Below are 20867 nucleotides of genomic sequence, written 5' to 3' on the forward strand. Positions count from 1 at the left end.
TGATTGACGTAACAGCCCCCTATGCAACTCGCTGAAGTTTCCATACGCCGTCCGGTGTTTGCCACCGTACTGTCGCTGCTCATCGTGTTGGTAGGTGCGGTGAGCTTTAACCGGCTCACCGTCCGCGAATACCCCAAGATTGACGAGCCGGTGGTGACCGTGAGCGTGCGCTACGCCGGCGCTTCGGCCGAGGTGATCGAGTCCCAGGTGACCAAGCCGCTGGAAGATTCCATTGCCGGCATTGATGGCGTGGACGTCATCACCTCCATCAGCCGCGCCGACCAGGCCCAGATCAGCGTGCGCTTCCGGCTGGAAAAAGACGCCGACTCCGCAGCTGCCGAGGTGCGCGACCGTACCTCGCGTGTGCGCAACCGCCTGCCGCAAGCGATTGAGGAGCCAGTGATCGCCAAGGTTGAGGCCGATGCCTTTCCCGTCATCCAGCTGGCGTTTTCCAGCGAGTCGATGACGCCGCTGCAAATCAACGACCTGGTCAATCGCATCGTCAAGCCGCGCCTGCAGACCGTCACCGGCGTGGCCGATGTGCGGATTTATGGCGAGCGCAAATACGCCATGCGGGTCTGGCTGGATACCGACAAGCTGGCGGCCTACCGACTCACCACGCAGGATGTTGAAGATGCGATTCGCCGCAGCAACCTCGAGTTGCCAGCCGGACGCATTGAATCGCAGCAACGCGAATTCAGCGTGACCTCGCAGACCGACCTGATCAAGCCGGCCCAGTTCGGCGAGATCGTGATCAAGAACGTCAACGGCTTTTCCGTCAAGGTGCACGATGTGGCCCGGGTCGAGGAGGGGGCTGCCGATTCCCGCACGGCCGTGCGCCTGAATGGCCGCTCTGCGGTGGCGGTCGGCATCATTCGCCAGGCAACGGCCAATCCGCTGGATTTGTCCAAGGGCGTGCAGGAAGCCTTTCCAAAACTCAGAGCTGATCTGCCTTCGGACATGCTGATCGACATTGCCAATGACAACTCGGTCTTCATTGACCGTTCGGTCAAAAACGTCTATCAGACCATTGGCGAGGCCGTGGTGCTGGTGGCGCTGGTGATCTTTGTATTCTTGCGCACCATGCGGGCGTCCATCATTCCCCTGGTCACGATTCCCGTCAGCCTGATCGGCACCTTTGCCCTGATGGCGCTGGCCGGCTTCACCATCAACACGCTCACCCTGCTGGCGCTGGTGCTGGCCATCGGCCTGGTGGTGGACGATGCCATCGTGATGCTGGAAAACATCTTTCGTCACATTGAAGAAGGCATGGATCCTTTTTCCGCCGGTATCAAGGGCGCCCGCGAAATTGGCTTTGCCATCATCACCATGACCGCCACCTTGGTGGCGGTGTATGCGCCGCTGGCTTTCACGCCGGGGCGTACCGGCCGGCTGTTTGTGGAGTTTGCGCTGGCGCTGGCCGGCGCCGTGGTGGTGTCGGGCTTTGTGGCGCTGACGCTCACGCCCATGCTTTGCACGCAACTGCTCAAGCACAACCCAGAGCCGAATCGTTTTGACCGCGGTATGGAGCGCTTGTTGACCGCCATCTCCGACCGCTATGGCGCCGCGCTGCGCTGGGTCATCACGGCGCGCTACCAGTTGCCGGCTGAAGAGCGGGGGCTGGGCCAACGGGTCAAGGGTTTTGTGTTGCAAGCACGCTGGATCGTGCTCGGCATCATGCTGCTCAGCGCCTTGGCGATTTCGTTGGTGTTCCCGACCATGAAGCAGGAACTCTCGCCCATGGAAGACCGCGGCGTGATTCTGGCCAGCGTCAACGCGCCCGATGGCGCCACCCTGGACTACACCGACCGTTATGCCAAGGCGCTGGAAAAAATGGGTCAGCCCTTCAAGGAGTTCGACCGCATTTTCGCCAACGTCGGCAACCCCACGGTGGCGCAGGCCAGCGTGGTCTACCGCACGGTTGACTGGGACGAACGCAAGCGTTCCACCATGGAGATGGCGCGCGAGCTGCAACCCAAGTTCAATGCGCTGCCCGGCGTCACGGCTTTCCCGATCACGCCGCCTTCGCTGGGCCAGGGCTTTCGCGAACGGCCGCTCAATTTTGTGATCCAGACCTCGGACAGCTACCAGAATCTGAACATCGTGGTGCGCCAGATGCTGGACGAAATTGCCAAAAACCCCGGCATTGTGTCGCCCGATGTGGATTTGCGACTGAACAAGCCCGAGCTGCGCATCGAGGTCGAGCGCGACAAGGCGGCCGATCTGGGGGTCAGCGTCGAGGTGGTGGCCAAGGCGATAGAAACCCTGCTGGGCGGCCGCAACGTCACCCGTTACAAGCGCGACGCCGAGCAGTACGACGTGGTGGTGCAGACCGAGGCCAGCGGCCGCAGCACGCCCGAGGACATTGACCGCATCTATGTGCGCGGCCGCAACGATGCCATGATCCCGCTGTCGGCACTGGTCAAGGTGCGCGAAAGCGTGTCGCCGCGCGAGCTGAACCACTTCGGCCAGCGCCGCTCGGTGTCCATCACGGCCAGCCTGGCTGCAGACTACTCCCTCGGCGAGGCCCTCAAGTTCATGGACCAGACCGCCGCCAAGGTACTCAAGACCGGCTACAGCACCGACCTGAATGGCACCTCGCGCGAGTTCAAGAATTCGCAGGGCGCGCTGGCCATTGTGTTCGTGCTGGCACTGGTGTTTATTTTCCTGGTGCTGTCGGCGCAGTTCGAGAGTTTTATCGATCCGCTGGTGATCATGCTGTCGGTGCCGCTGTCCATGATTGGCGCGCTGCTGGCGCTGAAGTGGAGCGGTGGTTCGCTCAATGTGTATTCACAGATTGGCCTGATCACGCTGGTAGGCCTGATCACCAAGCACGGCATTTTGATTGTGGAGTTCACCAATCAGTTGCGCGGGCAGGGCATGGAGATGATTGATGCGTTGGTGAAGGCTTCTTCCCAGCGTTTGCGCCCCATCCTGATGACCACCGGGGCCATGGTGCTGGGCGCCTTGCCACTGGCCATGGCGCATGGCGCCGGTGCCGAAAGCCGCCAGCAGATCGGCTGGGTCATTGTGGGCGGCATGTCGCTGGGCACCTTGCTCACGGTGTTTGTTGTGCCCACCATGTATTCCCTGTTTGCCCGCAAGGCTGTGCCGGGCGCCAACCAGGCGGTTGCCAAGGAGCAGCCGGAGGCTCACACTGAGTACCCGGAGTACGTCACGAAATAGCCGGTACCGAACCCGGCAGGGGTATTGCGCCATGCCCAGGGTTGAATTTGCCAGATCTCTGACCCGTCACCTGGTCTGCCCGCCCCAAGAGGTGGCGGCCACCAGCCTGCGCGCGGCGCTGGACGCGGCATTTGTCGCCGTGCCCGAGTTGCGCAGCTATGTGCTGGATGACCAGGGGGCGGTACGCAAACATGTGGCGGTGTTTATCAATGCCCAGATGATTGCCAGCCGCACCGATCTTGACATTGCGTTGCAAAGCGAAGACAAAGTCATGGTGATTCAGGCGTTGACTGGGGGTTGATGCAGGAGGCTGATATGCAAAAGCTGTGGGTGGGTACACGCAAAGGGCTGTTTGTGGTGCAGGGCGGTGCGGGCCGCTGGCGCCTGGGTGAGCCGCATTTTGCCGGCGACCCGGTGACGCAGATCCTGCTCGACCCGCGCGAGGGCGCTTGCTACGCGGCGCTGCGCCTGGGGCATTTTGGCGCCAAGCTGCAAAAAAGCTGGGACGAGGGCGCCAGCTGGCAGGAGATTGCCGCGCCGGCTTTTCCGCCCAAGCCCACGCAGGGGCCCTGGAAGGACGATGCCACGCCCTGGAGTGTTGACCTGATCTGGAGCCTGGAGTCTGGGTCGGCTGCTTCCTCGCCCTCCGCCAGCACCCTGTGGGCGGGTTGCCTGCCCGCCGGGCTGTTCAGCTCGAATGACGGCGGCGTGAGCTGGCAACTGGCCGAGAGTCTGTGGGATCGTCCAGAACGCAAGGAATGGCAGGGCGGTGGCTATGACCATGCGGGTATTCACAGCATATTGATTGATCCACGCGATGCCAGCCACCTCACCGTCGGTATTTCCTGCGGCGGCGTCTGGCAGAGCCGCGATGCGGGCCAGAGCTGGGTCAATACTTCGGCCGGTCTCAAGGCCGATTACATGCCGCCGGAAAGGCACGACGACCCCAACGTGCAGGACCCGCACCGCCTTGATCAGTGCCTAGGCGCGCCCGACGTGCTGTGGTTGCAGCACCACTGCGGTTTGTACCGCTCCAGCGACGGTGGCTTGCACTGGGAGGCGCTGGCCGCGCCGGCACCCAGCGGCTTTGGTTTTTGTGTCGCCGCGCACCCGAGCGACCCGCTGCGCGCCTGGGTGGTGCCGGCGCATTCGGACGCCAGGCGCATACCGGTTGATGGCCGCATGGTGGTGAATCAAAGCCTGGATGGCGGCGCCACGTTTGTCAGCCATACGACAGGCTTGCCGCAGCAAGATGCCTACCATCTGGTCTACCGCCACGCGCTGGCGGTGAGCGCCGATGGTCAAACCCTGGCCATGGGTTCGACCACAGGCGGCTTGTGGCTTAGCGAGGACGGCGGGCAGGCATGGCTTTGCGTCTCGAATGACCTGCCGCCGATTGCGGTGCTGCGCTTGGCCTGAGGTCATTTGACGGCAAAGGTTCAGCTGGCGCCCTCAAACATCAGCACATCGACCTCATCGCCCACCGCCACATTGCCCTGGCTGTGGTGCAACACCATCAGGCCATTGGCTTCGGCCATGGAGCGCAGCACGCCAGAGCCCTGGCTGCCGGTGGTCTTGACTTGCAAACCGCCATCGGGGCCGTTGGACACCCAGCCGCGCTGGTATTCGGTGCGGCCCGGCTTCTTGCGTATGGCCTCGGTGCTGCGGGCCTTGAGCAGCGGCGCCGGCGCTGCGCTGGCGCCCATCATTTGCAGCAGGGCCGGGCGCACAAAGGCCAGAAAAGTCACCATCACCGCCACCGGATTCCCGGGTAAACCGAACAGGATGGCACCGTTCGGGTTGCTATGAGTTTGGTAGCTTCTTGCGCTCGCTGTTATTGGGCTGGAGCCCGATTTTTCTTGAGAAATCCGGCCCACGGCCATGGGGCGGCCGGGTCGCATGGCAATGCGCCAGAAGGCCACATCGCCCAGTTTTTTCATCATGGCCTTGGTGTAGTCGGCCTCGCCTACGCTGACGCCGCCCGAGGTGATGACCGCGTCGGCCCGCATGGCGGCCTCGGTAAATGCCGCTTCCAGCAGCGCCGGGTCGTCCGCCACCACACCCATGTCAATGATCTGGCAGCCCAAGCTGCTGAGCAGACCGAAGACGGTGTAGCGGTTGCTGTCATAGACTGCGCCCTCGCGCGGCGCTTCGCCCAGCGACAAAATTTCGTCGCCGGTGGAGAAATAGGCCACCCGCAGCGGCCGCCAGCATGTCAAGGTTTTAAGGCCCAAAGAGGCTGCTAGCCCAAGACGAGCGGGCGTAAGCAGCTCACCTTTTTGTAGTGCCGGCCGGTCTTGCATGAGGTCCTCGCCACGCAGGCGACGGTTGTCGCCGGGATTGAGCAGGCCGGCGGGAATGCAGATGCGACCGTCTTCGATCACAGTGACAAACTCCTGCGGCACCACCGTGTCCAATCCCTGCGGCATGATGGCGCCCGTCATGATCTTGACGCACTGGCCGGGCTTGACTAGGCTGTTGCTGCCTTGCCAGGCCTTGCCGGCCAGCGCGGTTCCAGCCAGCACCACCAAGTCCAGCGGGTTGTCGGCGCTCAATTGGCCGCCGTCAAAGGCATAGCCGTCCATGGCCGAGTTGTCGTGTGGCGGCACATCGAAGGGCGAAATGACGTCTGCGGCCAGCACCCGGCCAAAGGCTTCGAACAGGGGCAGCTCGACGGCATCTTGCACCGGGCTCACCAGCCTGGACAGGAAATCCTGCACTTGCGCGGCCGACATGGCCTGCGGGTCGTAGCCTTGCAGTTCGGCGGCGATTTGCTGGAGTGTTTTTACGGCGGGCATGGGTAGTTTCAGGATTCCAGCTGGTGCAGCTCGGCCAGCGTGTTGGCATTGAAAAAGCCGCGCGCATCGTCGCCGGGCTGGTCGAAGGGCACCAGCACGGTCTTGTGCTGGGCCGTCCAGGCATCAATCTTGCGGCCGCCGCCCTGGGTGAAACGCACCAGGCTTTCCAGCATGTGGGTGGCCATCAGGCAAAACACCGGCTGGGCCCTGAGCTGGCCGTCTTCCTCGCGCGCGGCGGCGACGGCGAAGTCGGCATCCTCGCGTGCCAGGGCCTGAGCCATGCGCGCTACCAGGTCAGGCGGAAACAGCGGGGTGTCGCAAGGCACGGTGAGCAGATAGGGCGTTTCGCAACGCTCCAGTCCGGTGAGGAAACCGGCCAGCGGCCCGGCGTATTCGCCCAGACCGGTGCTGTCGGGCCAGACCGGCGCGCCAAAGGCCTCGTAAGCGGCCAGGTTGCGGTTGGCATTGACCATGATCGAGCCCACCTGCGGCGACAGGCGCAGCAAGGAGTGCAAGGCCAGCGGGATGCCGTTGAAGCTTTGCAGGCCCTTGTCAACACCGCCCATGCGGGAGCCGCGGCCGCCGGCCAAAATAACGCCGGTGATGGCTTCTGCGTGCAAGGCAATGAGATTATTCATAGTCATTCAATGTCCCAGAATTTGCGCGGTGCAGCACCGGGCCGTTCCCGTATCCACCAGCCGGGGCTGCGGAATCGGCTCTGCCGGGCCGCAGGCGCAGCACCCCCTCGGGGGGCAGCGAACCACACGAAGTGGGGAGCGTGGGGGCCATACCCTCTAGCCTCCGATGTAACTCATCTCGACACGTTTCAAGCCACCCTCGGCCGGGCTGGCGTCAGGCGGCAGGGCGGCGCGCAGTTCCGAATAGCGGTCGCCGCGCGTCTGCCAGATAGGCGCCACGGCAGCAGCGATTTCTTCGTCGCTGTGACCGCTGCGCAGCAGCGCGCGCAAGTCATGGCCTTGATTGGCAAACAGGCATAAAAACAGCTTGCCCTCGGTGGACAGGCGGGCCCGGTTGCAGTCGCTGCAAAAGGCCTGGGTCACGCTGCTGATGACGCCGACTTCGCCGCCGCCATCGGCATAGCGCCAGCGCTGGGCGGTTTCGCCACTGTGGTTGGGGTTGATGGCCGTGAGCGGAAACTCGCTGCTCAGGCGCTCAATCACCTGCGCCGAGGGCAGCACCTCGTCCATGCGCCAACCGTTGGTGGCTCCCACGTCCATGTATTCGATAAAGCGCAACACCACGCCGGAATGGCGGAAATGCCTGGCCATGGGCAGGATTTCGTGGTCATTGGTACCGCGCTTGACCACCATGTTGACCTTGATGGGCGACAGGCCGACTTGCTGCGCCACCTCTATGCCCTTGAGCACCTCGGCCACCGGAAAGTCCACATCGTTCATGCGCCGAAAGATGGTGTCGTCCAGGCCATCCAGACTCACGGTGACGCGCTGCAGGCCGGCGTCTTTGAGCGACTGGGCCTTTTTGGCCAGCAAGGAAGCATTGGTGGTCAGCGTGATGTCCAGCGGCTTGCCGGCCGGCGTCTGGATTTTCGCCAGCATCTCGATTAGCACTTCCAGGTGCTTGCGCAGCAGGGGCTCGCCGCCGGTCAGGCGGATTTTTTCCACGCCATGAGCGACGAAAATTTTTGCCAGTCGGGTGATTTCCTCAAAGCTCAGGAGCGAGCTTTGCGGCAAGAAGGCGTAGTTTTTGTCAAACACCTCGCTAGGCATGCAGTAGCTGCAGCGGAAATTGCAACGGTCCGTCACGCTGATGCGCAAATCGTGCAACGGCCGGCCCAGGGTGTCGCTGAGCAGGCCGGTGGGCGCCGTCAGCTGGGAGGGGATGGGCGGAACACGGCTTGCATAGCGTATGTCCGCAAGGGGGATTACTTTGTCTGTCATGGTGGGGTTCAATAGGGAGAATTTACTCCATAGGCTTGGCCGGGCGGCAAAGGTGCTGGCTTATCCCCAGCCGCCGCGCGTTATTGCGCAAGGCCGCAATGGTCAGGCGGTGACTTCTTCAAGCCAGCAGGGGCCGCGGGACTGGCTTTGCCAGACCGCAGGCGCAGCGCCCCCTCGGGGGGCAGAGAGCTACGCGCAGCGAGCGAACGTGGGGGTCATCTAGACACAGCGTGCCCCGTCCACCTCTAGGCACACGCCGCTGATGAAATCGGCCTCGTCGCTGGCCAGGTACAAGGCCGCATTGGCCACGTCCAGTGCCGTGGAAAAGCGTCCTAGCGGAATGCTGGCCCGGAATTTGGCCTTGCGCTCCTCGTCCAGCGGGCCGCCGGCAAATTCGGCGGACAGGCCGGTGTCCGGGTTGAACACCGGGTTGATGCAGTTGACCCGGATGTTGTCAGGCCCCAGCTCGGCCGCCAGCGACTTGGAGGTGGTGATGACCGCGCCCTTGGAGCCGTTGTACCAGGTCAGGCCGGGGCGTGGCCGCACGCCTGCCGTCGAGGCAATGTTGATGAAGCTGCCGCCGCCCTGGGCGCGAAACACCGGCGTGGCGTGGATGGTGGCCAGGTAAATGCTTTTGACATTGATGGCATAGCATTTGTCAAAGTCTTCTTCGCTGGTTTCCAGCGCCGGCTGGTTGCGGTGCGTCCAGCCGGCGTTGTTGATCATCACATCGAGCTTGCCGTAGCGCTGAACGGCAGCAGCCACCAGCGCCTTGACCTCGGCCGATTGGGTGACATCGGCGGCGAAGAAAGACGCGGTGCCACCGGCCTTGATGATGGCCGCCACCACTTTTTCACCCAGCGCCACATTGATGTCGTTCACGATGACTTGGGCGCCTTCGGCGGCCAGGCGCCTGGCAATGCCCTCGCCAATGCCGCCGCCAGAACCGGTGACGATGATGGTTTTGTTCTTGACCCGCATGGGTTGATCTCCCGCTTGATAGTTGAATCGTTGCTATTGGCGCGCCCGGATGTGCTCCGGGGCAGACATTAACCGTGGCGCAGGGCGACCGTCTTCAGGGTGGTGAAGCCGTATAGCGCCTCAAAGCCTTTCTCGCGGCCATAACCGGAGGACTTGACGCCGCCAAAGGGCAGCTCCACGCCGCCGCCGGCGCCATAGTTGTTGATGAAGACCTGGCCGCTCTTGATGCGCTTGGCCATGCGGAACTGGCGCGCGCCGTCGCGGGTCCAGACACCGGCGGCCAGGCCGAATTGGGTGGCATTGGCCAGTTCCACCGCGTGGTTTTCGTCCTTGAAGCTCATGGCGCAAAGCACCGGGCCAAACACCTCTTCCTGCGCCAGCCGGTGGTTGACCGGCACGTCGCGCAGCAGGGTAGGGGCCTGGTAAAAACCGGTGTCCGGGGCCTCGTCGACGATCTGGCCTTGCGCCACCATGGGAATGCCGGCGACATGGGCGTCGCTTAAAAAGTCCCAGACACGCTGCTGCTGGTTTTGCCGGATCAGCGGGCCGACGTCCAGGTCCATGGCGGCCGGGCCGACGCGCAGCTTTTCAAAAGCCTGGCCAAGGCGCTCCAGCAAGGGCTCGTAAATCGACTGCTCGACCAGCAGGCGGGAGCCGGCCGAGCAGGTCTGGCCGGCGTTTTGCACGATGGCGTTGACGATGGCCGGGATAGCCGCGTCCAGGTCGGCATCGGCAAAGACGATTTGCGGGCTTTTGCCGCCCAGCTCCAGCGTCACCGGGCAGTGGCGCTCGGCAGCGACCTGCTGGATCAGCGTGCCCACCCTGGGGCTGCCGGTAAAGCTGATGTGATCTATGCCGGGGTGGCGCGCCAAGGCATCGCCGATTTCATGGCCGTAGCCGGTGACGATGTTGAGGGCGCCGGCCGGAAAGCCGACTTCGGTCGCCAGTTGCGCCACGCGCAGCAGCGACAGGCAGGCGTCTTCGGCCGGCTTGACGACGCAGACATTGCCGGCGGCCAGCGCGCCGCCCACGCTGCGGCCAAAAATCTGCATCGGGTAGTTCCAGGGAATGACGTGGCCGGTCACGCCGTGCGGCTCGCGCCAAGTCATCACGCTGTAGCCGTCCAGATAGGGAATGGTGTCGCCGTGCAGCTTGTCGCAGGCGCCGGCGTAAAACTCGAAGTAGCGCACCAGGGCGGCGGCGTCGGCCCTGGCTTGCTTGACGGGCTTGCCGCAATCGCGCTGCTCCAGCAGGGCCAGCTCGTCGAGATGCTCGGCCACCTTGGCCGACAGACGCATCAGCAGGCGGCCACGCTCGGCGGCGCTGAGGCGGCTCCAGACCAGCTCCAGGCAATCGCGGGCGCTGCGCACCGCGACGTCGATATCGTGCGCGTTGCTGCGCTGAATCTCGTCAAAAACCTGGCCGTCGGACGGATCGAGGACGGGAATGGTTTTGCCGGTCAAAGAGGGCACGGAGGCGTTGGCGATGTAATTGAACTGCATGGTCTCATTTTGCTTCAAACCGCCGAACGGCCTGGGGCACGGAAATAATGATGAAAAGTGGCTCTTGCCCAATCCAGGCGGTCGCAGCTAGCTATTGATTTGGTAGCGTATTGGGCATGATCCTAGGGTTTACGTGGCCTGGCGATGCGCCAAAGCAGCCCGACCCCAGGGGCGTCAGGCAAAGGGCCTACATGTACCCAAGAAAAATGCCAGTCAGCTCTTAACTGACTGGCATGACGCATAAGCGGGCTTTTAGGCGGCAGATTGCGCCGACTTACATGAGCGTGACCTCAACCCGGCGCGCCTCGGGGCCGGTACCTGCCTTGATGTCTTCGGGCTTTTTGAGCTCAATCTTGTCCTCGGCCACACCCGCGCTCTTGAGCAGGTCGCGCACGGCGAAAGCGCGTTGCTTGGAGATTTCGGCGTTCGTGGCGGCGTTGCCAGTGGCGTCCACAAATCCGCTGATAGAGGCTTTCTTGCCGGCCTGGACGCCGGCAATGATGTCGGCCAGCGCCTTGGCGCCGTCGGGCGCCACCTCGGCCTTGCCGGTGGCAAAGAAAAACTTCACCACGCCGCCTTCGACCTTGACCGAGGCGGCATCGACCACTACCGGAACCGGCAGGGCCACCGGCGGGGCTGCCAGTACCACCACTGTTTCGCTGACTTGCACTGGCACGGTCATGGCGACCACCTCGCCTGGGTGGAACTTGACGACCAGCGGCACGATCAGCAGTGCCACGATGTTGATGATTTTGATGAGCGGGTTGATGGCGGGACCGGCGGTGTCTTTGTAGGGATCGCCCACGGTATCGCCGGTCACGGCGGCCTTGTGCGCCTCTGAGCCCTTGCCGCCGTGGTTGCCGTCTTCAATGTATTTCTTGGCGTTGTCCCAGGCGCCGCCGCCGGTGCACATGGAAATCGCCACGAACAGGCCGGTGACTATGGTGCCCATCAGCAAGCCACCGAGCGCCTTGGGGCCCAGCAGCAGGCCGACCAGAATCGGTACCACCACAGGCAGCAGCGACGGGATGATCATTTCCTTGATGGCGGCGGTCGTCAGCATGTCCACGGCGCGGCCGTATTCGGGCTTGGCCGTGCCTTCCATGATGCCCTTGATCTCGGCAAACTGGCGGCGCACCTCGACCACCACGGCGCCGGCGGCGCGGCCCACGGCCTCCATGGCCATGGCGCCAAACAGGTAGGGGATCAGCCCGCCGATAAACAGGCCCACGATGACCATGGGGTCGCTCAAATCAAAGCTGATGGCGCGGCCATAGCTTTCCAGCTTGTGGGTGTAGTCGGCAAACAGCACCAGCGCGGCCAGGCCGGCCGAGCCAATCGCGTAGCCTTTGGTCACGGCCTTGGTGGTGTTGCCCACGGCGTCCAGTGGGTCGGTGACGGCGCGCACCTCGGGCGGCATGTCGGCCATTTCGGCAATGCCGCCGGCGTTGTCGGTGATGGGGCCGTAGGCGTCCAGCGCCACCACAATGCCGGCCATGCTGAGCATGGCGGTGGCGGCAATCGCAATGCCGAACAGGCCGGCGAGTTTGTAAGACACCAGAATGGCGATGCAGACGAACACCACGGGCCAGGCGGTGGATCGCATGGACACGCCCAGACCGGCAATGATGTTGGTGCCGTGGCCGGTGGTCGAAGCCTGGGCGATGTGCTTGACCGGTGCGTATTGCGTGCCGGTGTAGTACTCGGTCACCAGGACCAGCACGGCGGTCAACACCAGGCCAACGGCGCAGGCGCCGAACAGCCTCATCTGACTGCCGCTGGCGGTCACGGCGTTGTCGGGCATCAGCCACATCGTGACGAAATAGAAGGCAATCAGCGACAGCACCCCGGCCACGGCCAGGCCCCGGTAGAGCGCGGGCATCACGTTCTTCATGCCGGGCGAAGCCTTGACAAAGAAGCAGCCGATGATGGAGGCGACGATGGAGACCGCGCCCAGGGCCAACGGATACAGCACCGCATTGACCGGCGCGCTGGCCACCAGCAGGGCGCCCAGCACCATGGTGGCAATCAGCGTGACCGCATAGGTTTCAAACAGGTCGGCGGCCATGCCGGCGCAGTCGCCGACGTTGTCACCGACGTTGTCGGCAATCACGGCCGGGTTGCGCGGGTCGTCTTCCGGGATGCCGGCTTCGACCTTGCCCACCAGGTCGGCGCCCACGTCGGCGCCCTTGGTGAAAATGCCGCCGCCCAGTCTGGCAAAAATGGAAATCAGCGAGGAGCCAAAGGCAAAGCCGATCAGCGGGTTCAGCAGGTCGGCCAGTTTGCGGTCTGGAGTCAAGTTGCCATTGCCGACCAGAAACCAGAAAAAGCCGGTGACGCCCAACAGGCCCAGACCCACCACCAGCATGCCGGTGATGGCGCCGCCGCGAAAGGCGACGTCAAGCGCCGGGCCAATGCCCCGCGTGGCCGCCTGTGCCGTGCGCACATTGGCACGCACCGAGACGTTCATGCCGATAAAGCCGCAGGCACCCGACAGCAGCGCACCGATGATGAAGCCGGTGGCGGTTTTGCCGTCAAGGAAAAACCCGATCAGTATGGCCAGGATGACGCCGACGATGGCGATGGTCTTGTACTGCCGAGCCAGGTAGGCGGCGGCGCCGGTCTGTATGGCCGCCGCAATTTCCTGCATGCGGGCGTTGCCGGGGTCCTGGGAAAGAATCCAGCTGCGCGCCCAGATGCCATAAGCCACGGCAATAAGCCCGCAGACGAGCGCAAGAATCAGCGCTGAGTTGCCTGTCATAGAGGGATCTCCTACGTTGTTTTTCGCTTGGAGAAGGCGCCACGCTAGCGGAGCCTCCGCTGCGTTGCTTCCTCGCTGCTCACGTGGAGACGATTGGCCAACTCGCGAAATTTAACGCCAAAACATGACAAGTTGACGAAACGTAAGGCCTGAATCAGTAAAATGCGGGTAAATCCCGAGCAGCTTGGCTGCGCTAGTCAACCTCCCGGTAACTAGCAAGCCTTTCCTCCCTTTTCCCCTTACCCATTCTTTTATCAACGCAAAGCGACCATGTCCCTAGCTAAAGTTACCCCCGGTAAAAATGCCCCTGAGTCCTTCAACGTGATCATCGAAATTCCGATGAACGCCGACCCGGTGAAATACGAAGTGGACAAGGAATCCGGCGCGATTTTTGTTGACCGTTTCATGAGCACGGCCATGCACTACCCGACCAACTACGGTTATGTGCCGCAAACCCTCAGCGGTGACGGCGACCCGGTGGATGTGCTGGTGATCACGCCCGTGCCCCTGATTCCTGGTGTGGTGGTGACCTGCCGCGCCATCGGCATCCTGAAGATGACCGACGAAGCCGGCGAAGACGGCAAGGTGCTGGCCGTGCCCATCGACAAGAAATGCTCGCTCTACACCCAGTGGCAAAAACCCGAAGACCTGAACCCGCTGCGCCTGAAAACCATCTCCCATTTCTTTGAGCATTACAAAGACCTGGAAGAGGGCAAGTGGGTCAAGGTGCAGGGCTGGGAAGGCCCGGAAGCGGCCCAGAAAGAGATCTCCGACGGCATCGCCAATTACGCCGCGGAAAACAAGGCCTGAGCCTGTTTTTAAGCTTCTTAGGCCTCTAGCCCATACTCGTCGGGCGTAAGCAGCTATTAAAAACGAAGCGTCAAGCAAAAAAACGCCTGCTGGAAACAGCAGGCGTCTTTTTATTGGCGCGGCTAGGCGGCCTGGCGCTGCAGCCGGCCATAGCGCGTCAGCACGGCGCACAACTCGTCGTGCGGCAGGGCGTGAACCACCGTGCCATTGAGTCCGCTCATGGTGTGGGCCGCAATCATGGCGTTGACGATGGCCTCTTCCACGGCCTGCACCGTGGCCTGGAACAGCGGGTCTATGGCTGCGCCATGCGGCAGGGCCTGCCAGGCCGATAGGCCATCGTCCGTGTTGGCTACCTGCTGCGTTGAAAAGGCCAGAAAAATGTCGCCGCTGGAGTGCATGGCCACACTGCCCACGCGCGCCAGGCCCATGGCTGCGCGGCGCGCCAGCCGTTTGCACTGGTGCGGCAGCAGCGGCGCATCGGTGGCGATGCAGGCAATGATGGAGCCGTCCTTGTTGGCCTGAACGTCTGGCAGGGAATGCGTGATTTCGCGGCCCACCGGGACGCCGGCAATGGTGAGTTGGTCGCGCTGGCCATAGTTGCTTTGCACCAGCACGCCCACGGTGTAGCTGTGGCCCAGCACCGTCACCACGCGGCTGGACGTGCCTATACCGGCCTTCCACTTGTGCGTGATCATGCCGGTGCCGCCGCCCACACAGCCTTCGGCCACCGGGCCGGTGCTGGCCTGCTCCAGCGCGGCATGGGCATGTTCGGCGCGCACATGGTGGCCGTTGATGTCGCTGAGCACGCCGTCATAGGTTTCGGCCACCACCGGCAGATAAAAGTGGGACGGGCTGTCCGGCTGAGCCCGCTGGTGCAGCCAGGCAACCGTGGCATCGCGCACCACGCCCACGCTGTGGGTGTTGGTCAGCATCACCGGGCCTTGCAGCAAGCCGGCTTCTTCCAGCCAGTGCGTGCCGGTCATTTCGCCGTTGCCGTTGAGCGAGAAGAAAGCGCCGGGCAAACTGGCATGCGCGCCTTGCTGGCCGGCCGGCAGTATGGCCGTGACGCCGGTGCGAACGGCGCTACCTTCAATCAGCGTGGTGTGACCAACGGCCACGCCGGGCACATCGGTGATGGCGTTGAGCGGGCCGGGGACGCCGTCAAAAGGAATGCCCAGATCGCGGGCGCGGGGTTTGTTGGGCATGGCTAGTCCTCGGGTGGGCGGAAAAACCGCTACCTTACCGCAGGCTCTGCCGGGCCTGGAGCTACAACTTTAGATGGCGGCCATGCTGGCGCAGCTTTCGGCGCATTTGCGGCAAGCGGCCGCGCAGTCATCCATGCCGCCTATGGCCTCGCAGCTGGTGGCACAGGCTTCGCAGACTTCCGCGCACAGCGCGCAGAACTTGGGCACGAATTCTGAGCCGCTGAGCTGCAGGTTGGCCGAGGCCTGGCAGACTTCCGCGCAGTTCAGGATCAGGGCAAAGTGCTCGGGATCGGTATGCTGGCCGCCGATTTGCAGGCAATGGGTCATGGCCGTCTGTAGGCAGGCGTGATGGCACTGGGTGCAGGCCTCTATGCAGGGCTGCATGCTGGTAATGGCGTGGTCCATGGCGATGCTCCTCGACTGAAGTCAAGACATCAATGAGTGTGATCCTTGCGCGGCCGGCTGTCTGGCAGACTGCGGCGACAAGCGCTGTAGGCGCGGGCCTATGCTTTAGCGCTGGCCCGAATAGCCGCTCAAGACTTGCGCGTAGCGTCGGGGTAGATCAGGCCGTGCAGCCGTCCTTTATCCTCGCGTGCAAAAGGTTTCCAGCTGCCTTCGGCCTGCGCCAGCCGGTCGGCCACGGCCCACCAGGCGCTGGGGTTGACGCCCAGACCGATGTGGCTGGCCAGCACCTCGATGTTTTCGGTGTGCGGGTTGGCCGGGCTGGGCGCTTGTATGCTGCCTTGCCAGGCCACCACGCCGTCGCTGCGCGAGTAAATGCTGGTGGTGGGAACGGGGGGCGCGATGGGCAGCTCATAGCTTTGCGCCTCGCGCTCTACGCTGCGGCCACTGGCCAGCTCGTAAAGACGCCAGACATTGGTGGATTTGTGCGAGCCGGCAAACGGCGACCCCAGCGTGATCACATGTCGCACCATGTGGGGCAAGTCCTTGGCCAGTTCGCGGGCATAGACGCCGCCCAGGCTCCAGCCGATCAGGCTGACCTTGCGGCCGCTACTTTCGTAGGTGTCTATCAGCTGCTTTCTGGCGTCTTCCAGCACGCCAGCGCGTGGGCCCAGGTTAAAGCCCTGTTCCCAGCCCCAGGGCTGGTAATTGAGGGACTGCAGGTATCGGCGCAGCGGCAGCGTCGTCATGTCATTGGCCGACAGGCCGGGAAACACCAGCACCGCATGGCCATCGCCTTTGGGGGCGCGTGCCAGCAGCGGCCAGGCCGGCAGCAGCGCGCCAAACTCCCAGAAGGCGCGCAGTTCCAGCGCCAGCAGCCAGGGGCTAGGCGGGAACTCGTGCAGCGATGCCCCGTCGGGACTTGGCGGTGCTTGTTTTGCGCGGGGCGCTTGGGGTGGTTGAGGCGACGGTCTTGCCATGGCTTGAAGCATTGGATGGGGGAGTCTTGGTTTTATGGGAAGCGCCATCAGTATCGAGGCGCTTGCTGCGCCTGATCGAGGGAGCCCTCTCTAACTTTGACGCTTTGGTCACCTGTTTGATTGCCGATTTTCGGGTTTTTACCGGGTTTTCCGTAACGGGGGGCTTGGCCGCGAGCCTTTGCGGCGCTTTTTTCGGTGTTGCTGGCGCCACTGCCGTCTTGGCAGGCGCTGCGCTGCCCATCAGCGTCTGCGCCAGCTCGAAGGCGGCCTCAATCGCCTTGGCCAGGTCCTGTGCCTGCGGCAGCGCTTTCTTGTCGGCAATGATGCCGAAATCGACCTGGCCGGCATAGGTCTGTATGGTGATGTTGAGCGCCAGCCCGTGCAGGATGATGGACAGCGGATGAAAGGTCAAAAAGCGCGCGCCCGCCAGATAGAGCGGCACGGCCGGGCCAGGCACGTTGGAGATCGCCAGGTTGGCCATGCTGGGCAGGCGGCTGGCGAGGCCGCTTTTGCCGTAGGTGTTCAGCGCCAGCTTGCCCGCGCCGCCCACCAGCCAGGGCGCCAGCAGGGACGGGTAGTCGGTCGGCAGCAGGCCCTTGAGGCTTTGCATGGAGCTTTTCACCTTGGTGGTGGACGCCATGATGGCGTTCATGCGCTTGAGCGGGTGCGCCAGATGCGTGCCCAGCTCGACCAGGCTCAGGCTCACCTGGTTGCCCAGATTGCTGGCATCGGCGGCGCCGCCAGCCTCAGCTTCGCGCAGCGACACCGGCATGGCCGCCACCAGCGATTTTTTCGGCAGGCTGTGATGCTGCGTCAGGTAGTCGCGCAGGGCGGTCGAGCAGAGCCAGAGCACCATGTCGTTAAAGGTGCCGCCCACCGCCTTGCCCATGGCCTTGCACTCGGCCAGCGGCAGGCTGGCCGTGACGAACACGCGGCCGGCACCGATTCCGGTGTTGAAAGGCGTTGCCGGTGCCAGCTTCATAGGCATCTTGGGCCGCACGCCCTTGGCCGAAGCGCTGGTGGACTGCCGGGCCAGCGTGCTGCCAAAGGTGCTGGCTGCCGAGGGCAGCGTCTTGGCCAGTTTGGCCAGCTGGCCCAGCGAGCTGGAAAACACCGCCCCAATCATCTTGCCCAGCTTGAGGTCGGATTCAAGTGTGCGGCGCCGCCCTGGATCGGGCGGCGCCACCTCGCGCGGCTGCGGACTCAGATCCAGCAGGGCGTTGGCCAGCATCACGCCGCCCTTGCCGTCCAGTGCGGCGTGGTGGATTTTGGAGAAAAAACCGGCCACGATCTTGCCTCCCTGGGATTGAGGCAGTTGGATGCGGTCAAAGATATAGAACTCCCAGAGCGGGAAGTTGCGGTCTATCAGCTCGCCGTGCAGCTGCGCGCACAGCTTGTGCACCTCGGCCAGCGACATCGGTGCGCTGCCTTTTTTTGCCGGGTCGGCGCGGCGGATATGAAAGCCTATGTCCACGGCATCCGCCTCCACCCACAGCGGGTGGCCCAGGTCCAGCGGCATGAACACCAGCTTGCGGCTGAAAACCGGCGCCAGGTGCATGCGTTTGGCGATGTGCTGGGTCACAGCCTTGTGAAAGCTGCCCTTGAAGCCAGCCGGCAACTCGCAGAGATTGAGTGAGCCCACATGCATGGGCATTTCGGGGGTTTCCAGGTAAAGAAAGGTCGCATCCAGGCCGCTCAAGGGTTTCATGGTGATGTCTCTCCGTGGGATGACATTAACCGAGCCGCTGGGTTTGTGGCACTAGGGTTTGCCGAGGCAAAGGCTGTGCCCTGCCTAGCTCAAGATTGAAGCGGCGCCCACCCGGGCGCACGACCGGCGTCGCCCCATCCCGCCTGGGAGACAATGGCCTTGCTGCGGCGCCAGGTGGCCGCCCAGTCTTGAGCAACACGATTTTCTTGAAAAGGTTTTCTACATGGCAATCGCATGGCTGACAGTTTTGCAGAGTGTTCCGTGGGCTGAGGTGGTCAGTAATGCGCCCAAGGTCGCTGCCGGGGCAAAGAAATTGTGGAATGCCGTGGCCAAGAAAACCCCACCCGTCCTGGCGGACTCTGCGCCGCAAGCGCAGGCGGCGCTTTCGCCCGAGGCCCAGGCCATTGCCGCGCTGGAGGCGCGCATCCTGGCGCTGGAGGCGGCTTCGGCTGATTTGCAAAACCAGATGGTCGCGTCGTCCGAATTGATTCAGGCGCTGGCCGAGCAGAACACCCAGCTGATTATTCGCGTTGAAGTCATGCGCCGGCGTCTGTGGTGGCTGGGCAGTTTGTTCGTGCTTGGCGGACTGGTTGTGGCGGGCAGTCTGGCGCTGCTTTTTACGTGCTAAAGCCTCAACCAATATCGCCCGCCACGACAGCGCGCGATGAGATGATGGCCGTCGATGTCAATGTTGACGCCGGGCACGATCAGCGTTGTAGCCAATCCAGACCTCAAGGCTTATGACGTGTCACCCTTGAAGGGGCGTTCAATCCGGACTTTTGGCTCTCGGTTGCCGCGGCCAGTCTGGTAAGAAATTTTTAAGCGAAATAGGCCTCCAGCCCAATCAGGACGGGCGCAGGCAGCTATCGAAAAAGTAGTAATTCGCTTGTCGCCTAAACCCTGATCTCGAACCGGGCATCGCCCATGTCGCGGTTGAAGGGCTTGAGGGCCGTCATGATGGCCTTGTCTTCGGCCTTTTCCCACAGGGCAATCACTTCGCGCTCGGCGCTGTAATCGTCTTCGGCGAGTTCCTCGGGCGTCAAGTCTTCCAGCAGCGAGCGCGCCAGCAGGCAGGCCTGCAGCGTGGGCAGCACATAGTCTGGGCCGCCCACGGCAAATTCCAGTGCCATGCGAAAGCGCAGTTCGGCGGCGGCGCGCTCGTCGGCGCTCAAGTCGGGGGCCTCAACCATCTGGATGGTGTAGCTTGGGGTTTTTTCAGTCATGGGGTGTTTGCGTCAGTTGTTTGTGTGAGTCTGCGGCTGCGGCCTTGAAGGGGCTGCGGCTTTCCAGCTCGTCCATGTAGTTGTCTATGCCCGCGCCTTCGCGCTCGAGGAAGCGCTCAACCGCGTCGGCAAAGGCCGGATGCGCCAGCCAGTGGGCGCTGGTGGTTTTGACGGGTAGCAGGGCGCGGGCCATTTTGTGCTCGCCCTGGGCGCCACCCTCAAAGCGCTGGAAGCCGTGCTCTATGCACCACTGCAGCGGCTGGTAGTAGCAGGCTTCAAAGTGCAGGCAGTCGACGCGGGCCAGTGCGCCCCAGTAGCGGCCGTAAGCGACTAGGTTTGTGGCCGGGTTTTTAGCATCATTTGTGCCGCTAGCCCCCGCTGGCTGGGCGCTGATAGCTATCAAACTGCTAGCGATGGCCTGGCGTGCGCCGTTGGCATCCGTGTGCTCGGCCACAAACAGCAGCCAGTTGTCGGCCATGGTGTGCTGCATGCGGCGAAAGAAGTCGCGGCTCAGGTAGGGCGCGTTGCCGTGTTCCAGGTAGGTGCGTTCATAGCAGCGGTAGAAAAAGTCCCAGTCGGCGTTGCTGATGTCTTTGCCCAGAGACCAGCGGAAGGTGATGCCGGCCTCACGCACCTTGCGCCGTTCCTGGCGAATTTTTTTGCGTTTTTCCTGACTCAGCGACATCAGGAAGTTGTCGAAGTCGCGGAATCCCTGGGCAGATAGGTAGGGTTCCGCCGACAGGCCTCCCTTGGGCGGAACAGCCCTCTCGGGGGGCAGCGAATCAGCCAAAGTGGGGAGTGTGGGGGCCGTATTCGTCCAATGGAATTGAATGGTGTGGCGCAGCATGAGCCCGGCCTCTTCGCAAGCGGCGATGTCTTCATCGGCGGTGAAGAGCAGATGTAGCGAGGAGAGTTTTTCCTGCTCGCACCAAGCCAGCAAGGCCTGCACCAGCAGCAGGCGCTCGGCCGCATGGCGCGCCAGCAGGCGGGCGCCGGGCACGGGGGTGAAGGGCACGGCGACCACGGCCTTGGGGTAGTAGGTCAGGCCGTGCTGCGCGTAGGCATTGGCCCAGGCATGGTCAAACACGTATTCGCCGTAGGAGTGTTCCTTGAGGTAAAGGGCACAGGCGCCGGCCAGGGTGTCGCCCTCCCAGAGCGTGATGAAGCGCGGCGTCCAGCCGGTGGCCGGCGTGGCGCAGCCGCTTTCGTGCAGGGCGGCCAGGTATTCGTGGCGTATGAAGGGGTTGAGGACGCCGTCCGGGCTTTGCGCGGCCAGCAGTGCATTCCATTGGGCTGCATGGACTTGCAGCGGCGAATCCAGCACGCGGATGACATAATCGTTTGAGCTATTTTTCACGTGTCTTATTGTGCTATTTGTGTCGTTCCGGGGTT

The 20867-nt window shown here is 63.2% G+C and carries 17 protein-coding genes; 5 read left to right on the top strand and 12 right to left on the bottom strand.

Annotation, left to right across the window (positions count from 1 at the left end):
• Positions 1-21 precede the first annotated feature (21 nt).
• Genes BM160_RS14220 through BM160_RS14230 form a run of 3 tightly spaced genes read left to right on the top strand, consistent with a single transcriptional unit; the run spans position 22 to position 4605 of the window.
• The gene (locus BM160_RS14220) at positions 22-3186 is read left to right on the top strand and encodes an efflux RND transporter permease subunit (protein ID WP_092006716.1); all 3165 of its coding nucleotides are present in this window, start codon (positions 22-24) and stop codon (positions 3184-3186) included.
• 31 nt (positions 3187-3217) lie between these two features.
• Positions 3218-3487, top strand: coding sequence for a MoaD/ThiS family protein (locus BM160_RS14225; RefSeq protein ID WP_092006719.1), 270 nt, complete (start codon positions 3218-3220; stop codon positions 3485-3487).
• Between the two features lie 14 nt (positions 3488-3501).
• The gene (locus BM160_RS14230) at positions 3502-4605 is read left to right on the top strand and encodes a WD40/YVTN/BNR-like repeat-containing protein (RefSeq protein WP_092006853.1); all 1104 of its coding nucleotides are present in this window, start codon (positions 3502-3504) and stop codon (positions 4603-4605) included.
• Between the two features lie 20 nt (positions 4606-4625).
• Here the strand turns inward: BM160_RS14230 and glp are convergent, their stop codons facing one another.
• The 6 genes from glp to BM160_RS14260 form a co-directional block, all read right to left on the bottom strand.
• On the bottom strand, positions 4626-5984 hold the full coding sequence (gene glp / locus BM160_RS14235) for a molybdopterin molybdotransferase MoeA (protein ID WP_092006722.1): 1359 nt from the start codon (positions 5982-5984) through the stop codon (positions 4626-4628).
• An 8-nt stretch (positions 5985-5992) separates the two neighbouring features.
• A complete protein-coding gene (gene mobA, locus BM160_RS14240) occupies positions 5993-6628 on the bottom strand; it encodes a molybdenum cofactor guanylyltransferase MobA (protein ID WP_092006725.1) in 636 nt (211 codons plus the stop codon).
• 150 nt (positions 6629-6778) lie between these two features.
• Positions 6779-7903, bottom strand: coding sequence for a GTP 3',8-cyclase MoaA (gene moaA / locus BM160_RS14245; RefSeq protein ID WP_092006728.1), 1125 nt, complete (start codon positions 7901-7903; stop codon positions 6779-6781).
• 219 nt (positions 7904-8122) lie between these two features.
• Positions 8123-8884 (bottom strand): SDR family oxidoreductase, encoded by a 762-nt coding sequence (locus BM160_RS14250; protein ID WP_092006731.1) that lies wholly within the window; start codon positions 8882-8884, stop codon positions 8123-8125.
• 68 nt (positions 8885-8952) lie between these two features.
• Positions 8953-10386 carry an aldehyde dehydrogenase family protein gene (locus BM160_RS14255; protein WP_092006734.1) on the bottom strand — a complete coding sequence of 478 codons (1434 nt, stop codon included), beginning with the start codon at positions 10384-10386 and terminating at the stop codon, positions 8953-8955.
• 274 nt (positions 10387-10660) lie between these two features.
• Positions 10661-13147 carry a sodium-translocating pyrophosphatase gene (locus BM160_RS14260; protein WP_092006737.1) on the bottom strand — a complete coding sequence of 829 codons (2487 nt, stop codon included), beginning with the start codon at positions 13145-13147 and terminating at the stop codon, positions 10661-10663.
• A 270-nt stretch (positions 13148-13417) separates the two neighbouring features.
• Here BM160_RS14260 and ppa point away from each other — a divergent pair, with 270 nt between their 5' ends.
• Positions 13418-13957: an inorganic diphosphatase gene (gene ppa, locus BM160_RS14265; RefSeq protein ID WP_092006740.1), complete on the top strand. Its 540-nt coding sequence runs from the start codon at positions 13418-13420 to the stop codon at positions 13955-13957.
• Between the two features lie 122 nt (positions 13958-14079).
• Here the strand turns inward: ppa and BM160_RS14270 are convergent, their stop codons facing one another.
• From BM160_RS14270 to BM160_RS14285, 4 genes are all read right to left on the bottom strand, one after another.
• Positions 14080-15162, bottom strand: coding sequence for a DmpA family aminopeptidase (locus BM160_RS14270; RefSeq protein WP_092006743.1), 1083 nt, complete (start codon positions 15160-15162; stop codon positions 14080-14082).
• A gap of 69 nt (positions 15163-15231) precedes the next feature.
• Complete coding sequence (locus BM160_RS14275) at positions 15232-15567, bottom strand: four-helix bundle copper-binding protein (RefSeq protein WP_092006745.1); 336 nt, start codon at positions 15565-15567, stop codon at positions 15232-15234.
• A gap of 128 nt (positions 15568-15695) precedes the next feature.
• Entirely contained in the window at positions 15696-16544 is an 849-nt protein-coding gene (locus BM160_RS14280; RefSeq protein WP_177219032.1) for a lipase family protein, read from the bottom strand.
• On the bottom strand, positions 16450-18252 hold the full coding sequence (locus BM160_RS14285; RefSeq protein ID WP_092006748.1) for a wax ester/triacylglycerol synthase family O-acyltransferase: 1803 nt from the start codon (positions 18250-18252) through the stop codon (positions 16450-16452). Before BM160_RS14285 ends, BM160_RS14280 begins: the two co-directional genes overlap by 95 nt.
• A 223-nt stretch (positions 18253-18475) precedes the next feature.
• Between BM160_RS14285 and BM160_RS14290 the strand changes: the two genes are divergently transcribed.
• Complete coding sequence (locus BM160_RS14290; protein ID WP_092006752.1) at positions 18476-18880, top strand: hypothetical protein; 405 nt, start codon at positions 18476-18478, stop codon at positions 18878-18880.
• A gap of 265 nt (positions 18881-19145) precedes the next feature.
• Here BM160_RS14290 and BM160_RS14295 read toward each other — a convergent pair whose 3' ends face one another.
• Both BM160_RS14295 and BM160_RS14300 read right to left on the bottom strand, forming a co-directional pair.
• The gene (locus BM160_RS14295; RefSeq protein ID WP_092006755.1) at positions 19146-19475 is read right to left on the bottom strand and encodes a hypothetical protein; all 330 of its coding nucleotides are present in this window, start codon (positions 19473-19475) and stop codon (positions 19146-19148) included.
• Positions 19468-20832: a GNAT family N-acetyltransferase gene (locus BM160_RS14300; protein ID WP_092006758.1), complete on the bottom strand. Its 1365-nt coding sequence runs from the start codon at positions 20830-20832 to the stop codon at positions 19468-19470. The genes BM160_RS14295 and BM160_RS14300 overlap by 8 nt, the downstream gene beginning before the upstream one ends.
• Positions 20833-20867: the final 35 nt, after the last annotated feature.

Origin of the sequence: Polaromonas sp. OV174 (assembly GCF_900112285.1) — a bacterium.
Taxonomy (GTDB): domain Bacteria; phylum Pseudomonadota; class Gammaproteobacteria; order Burkholderiales; family Burkholderiaceae_C; genus Polaromonas.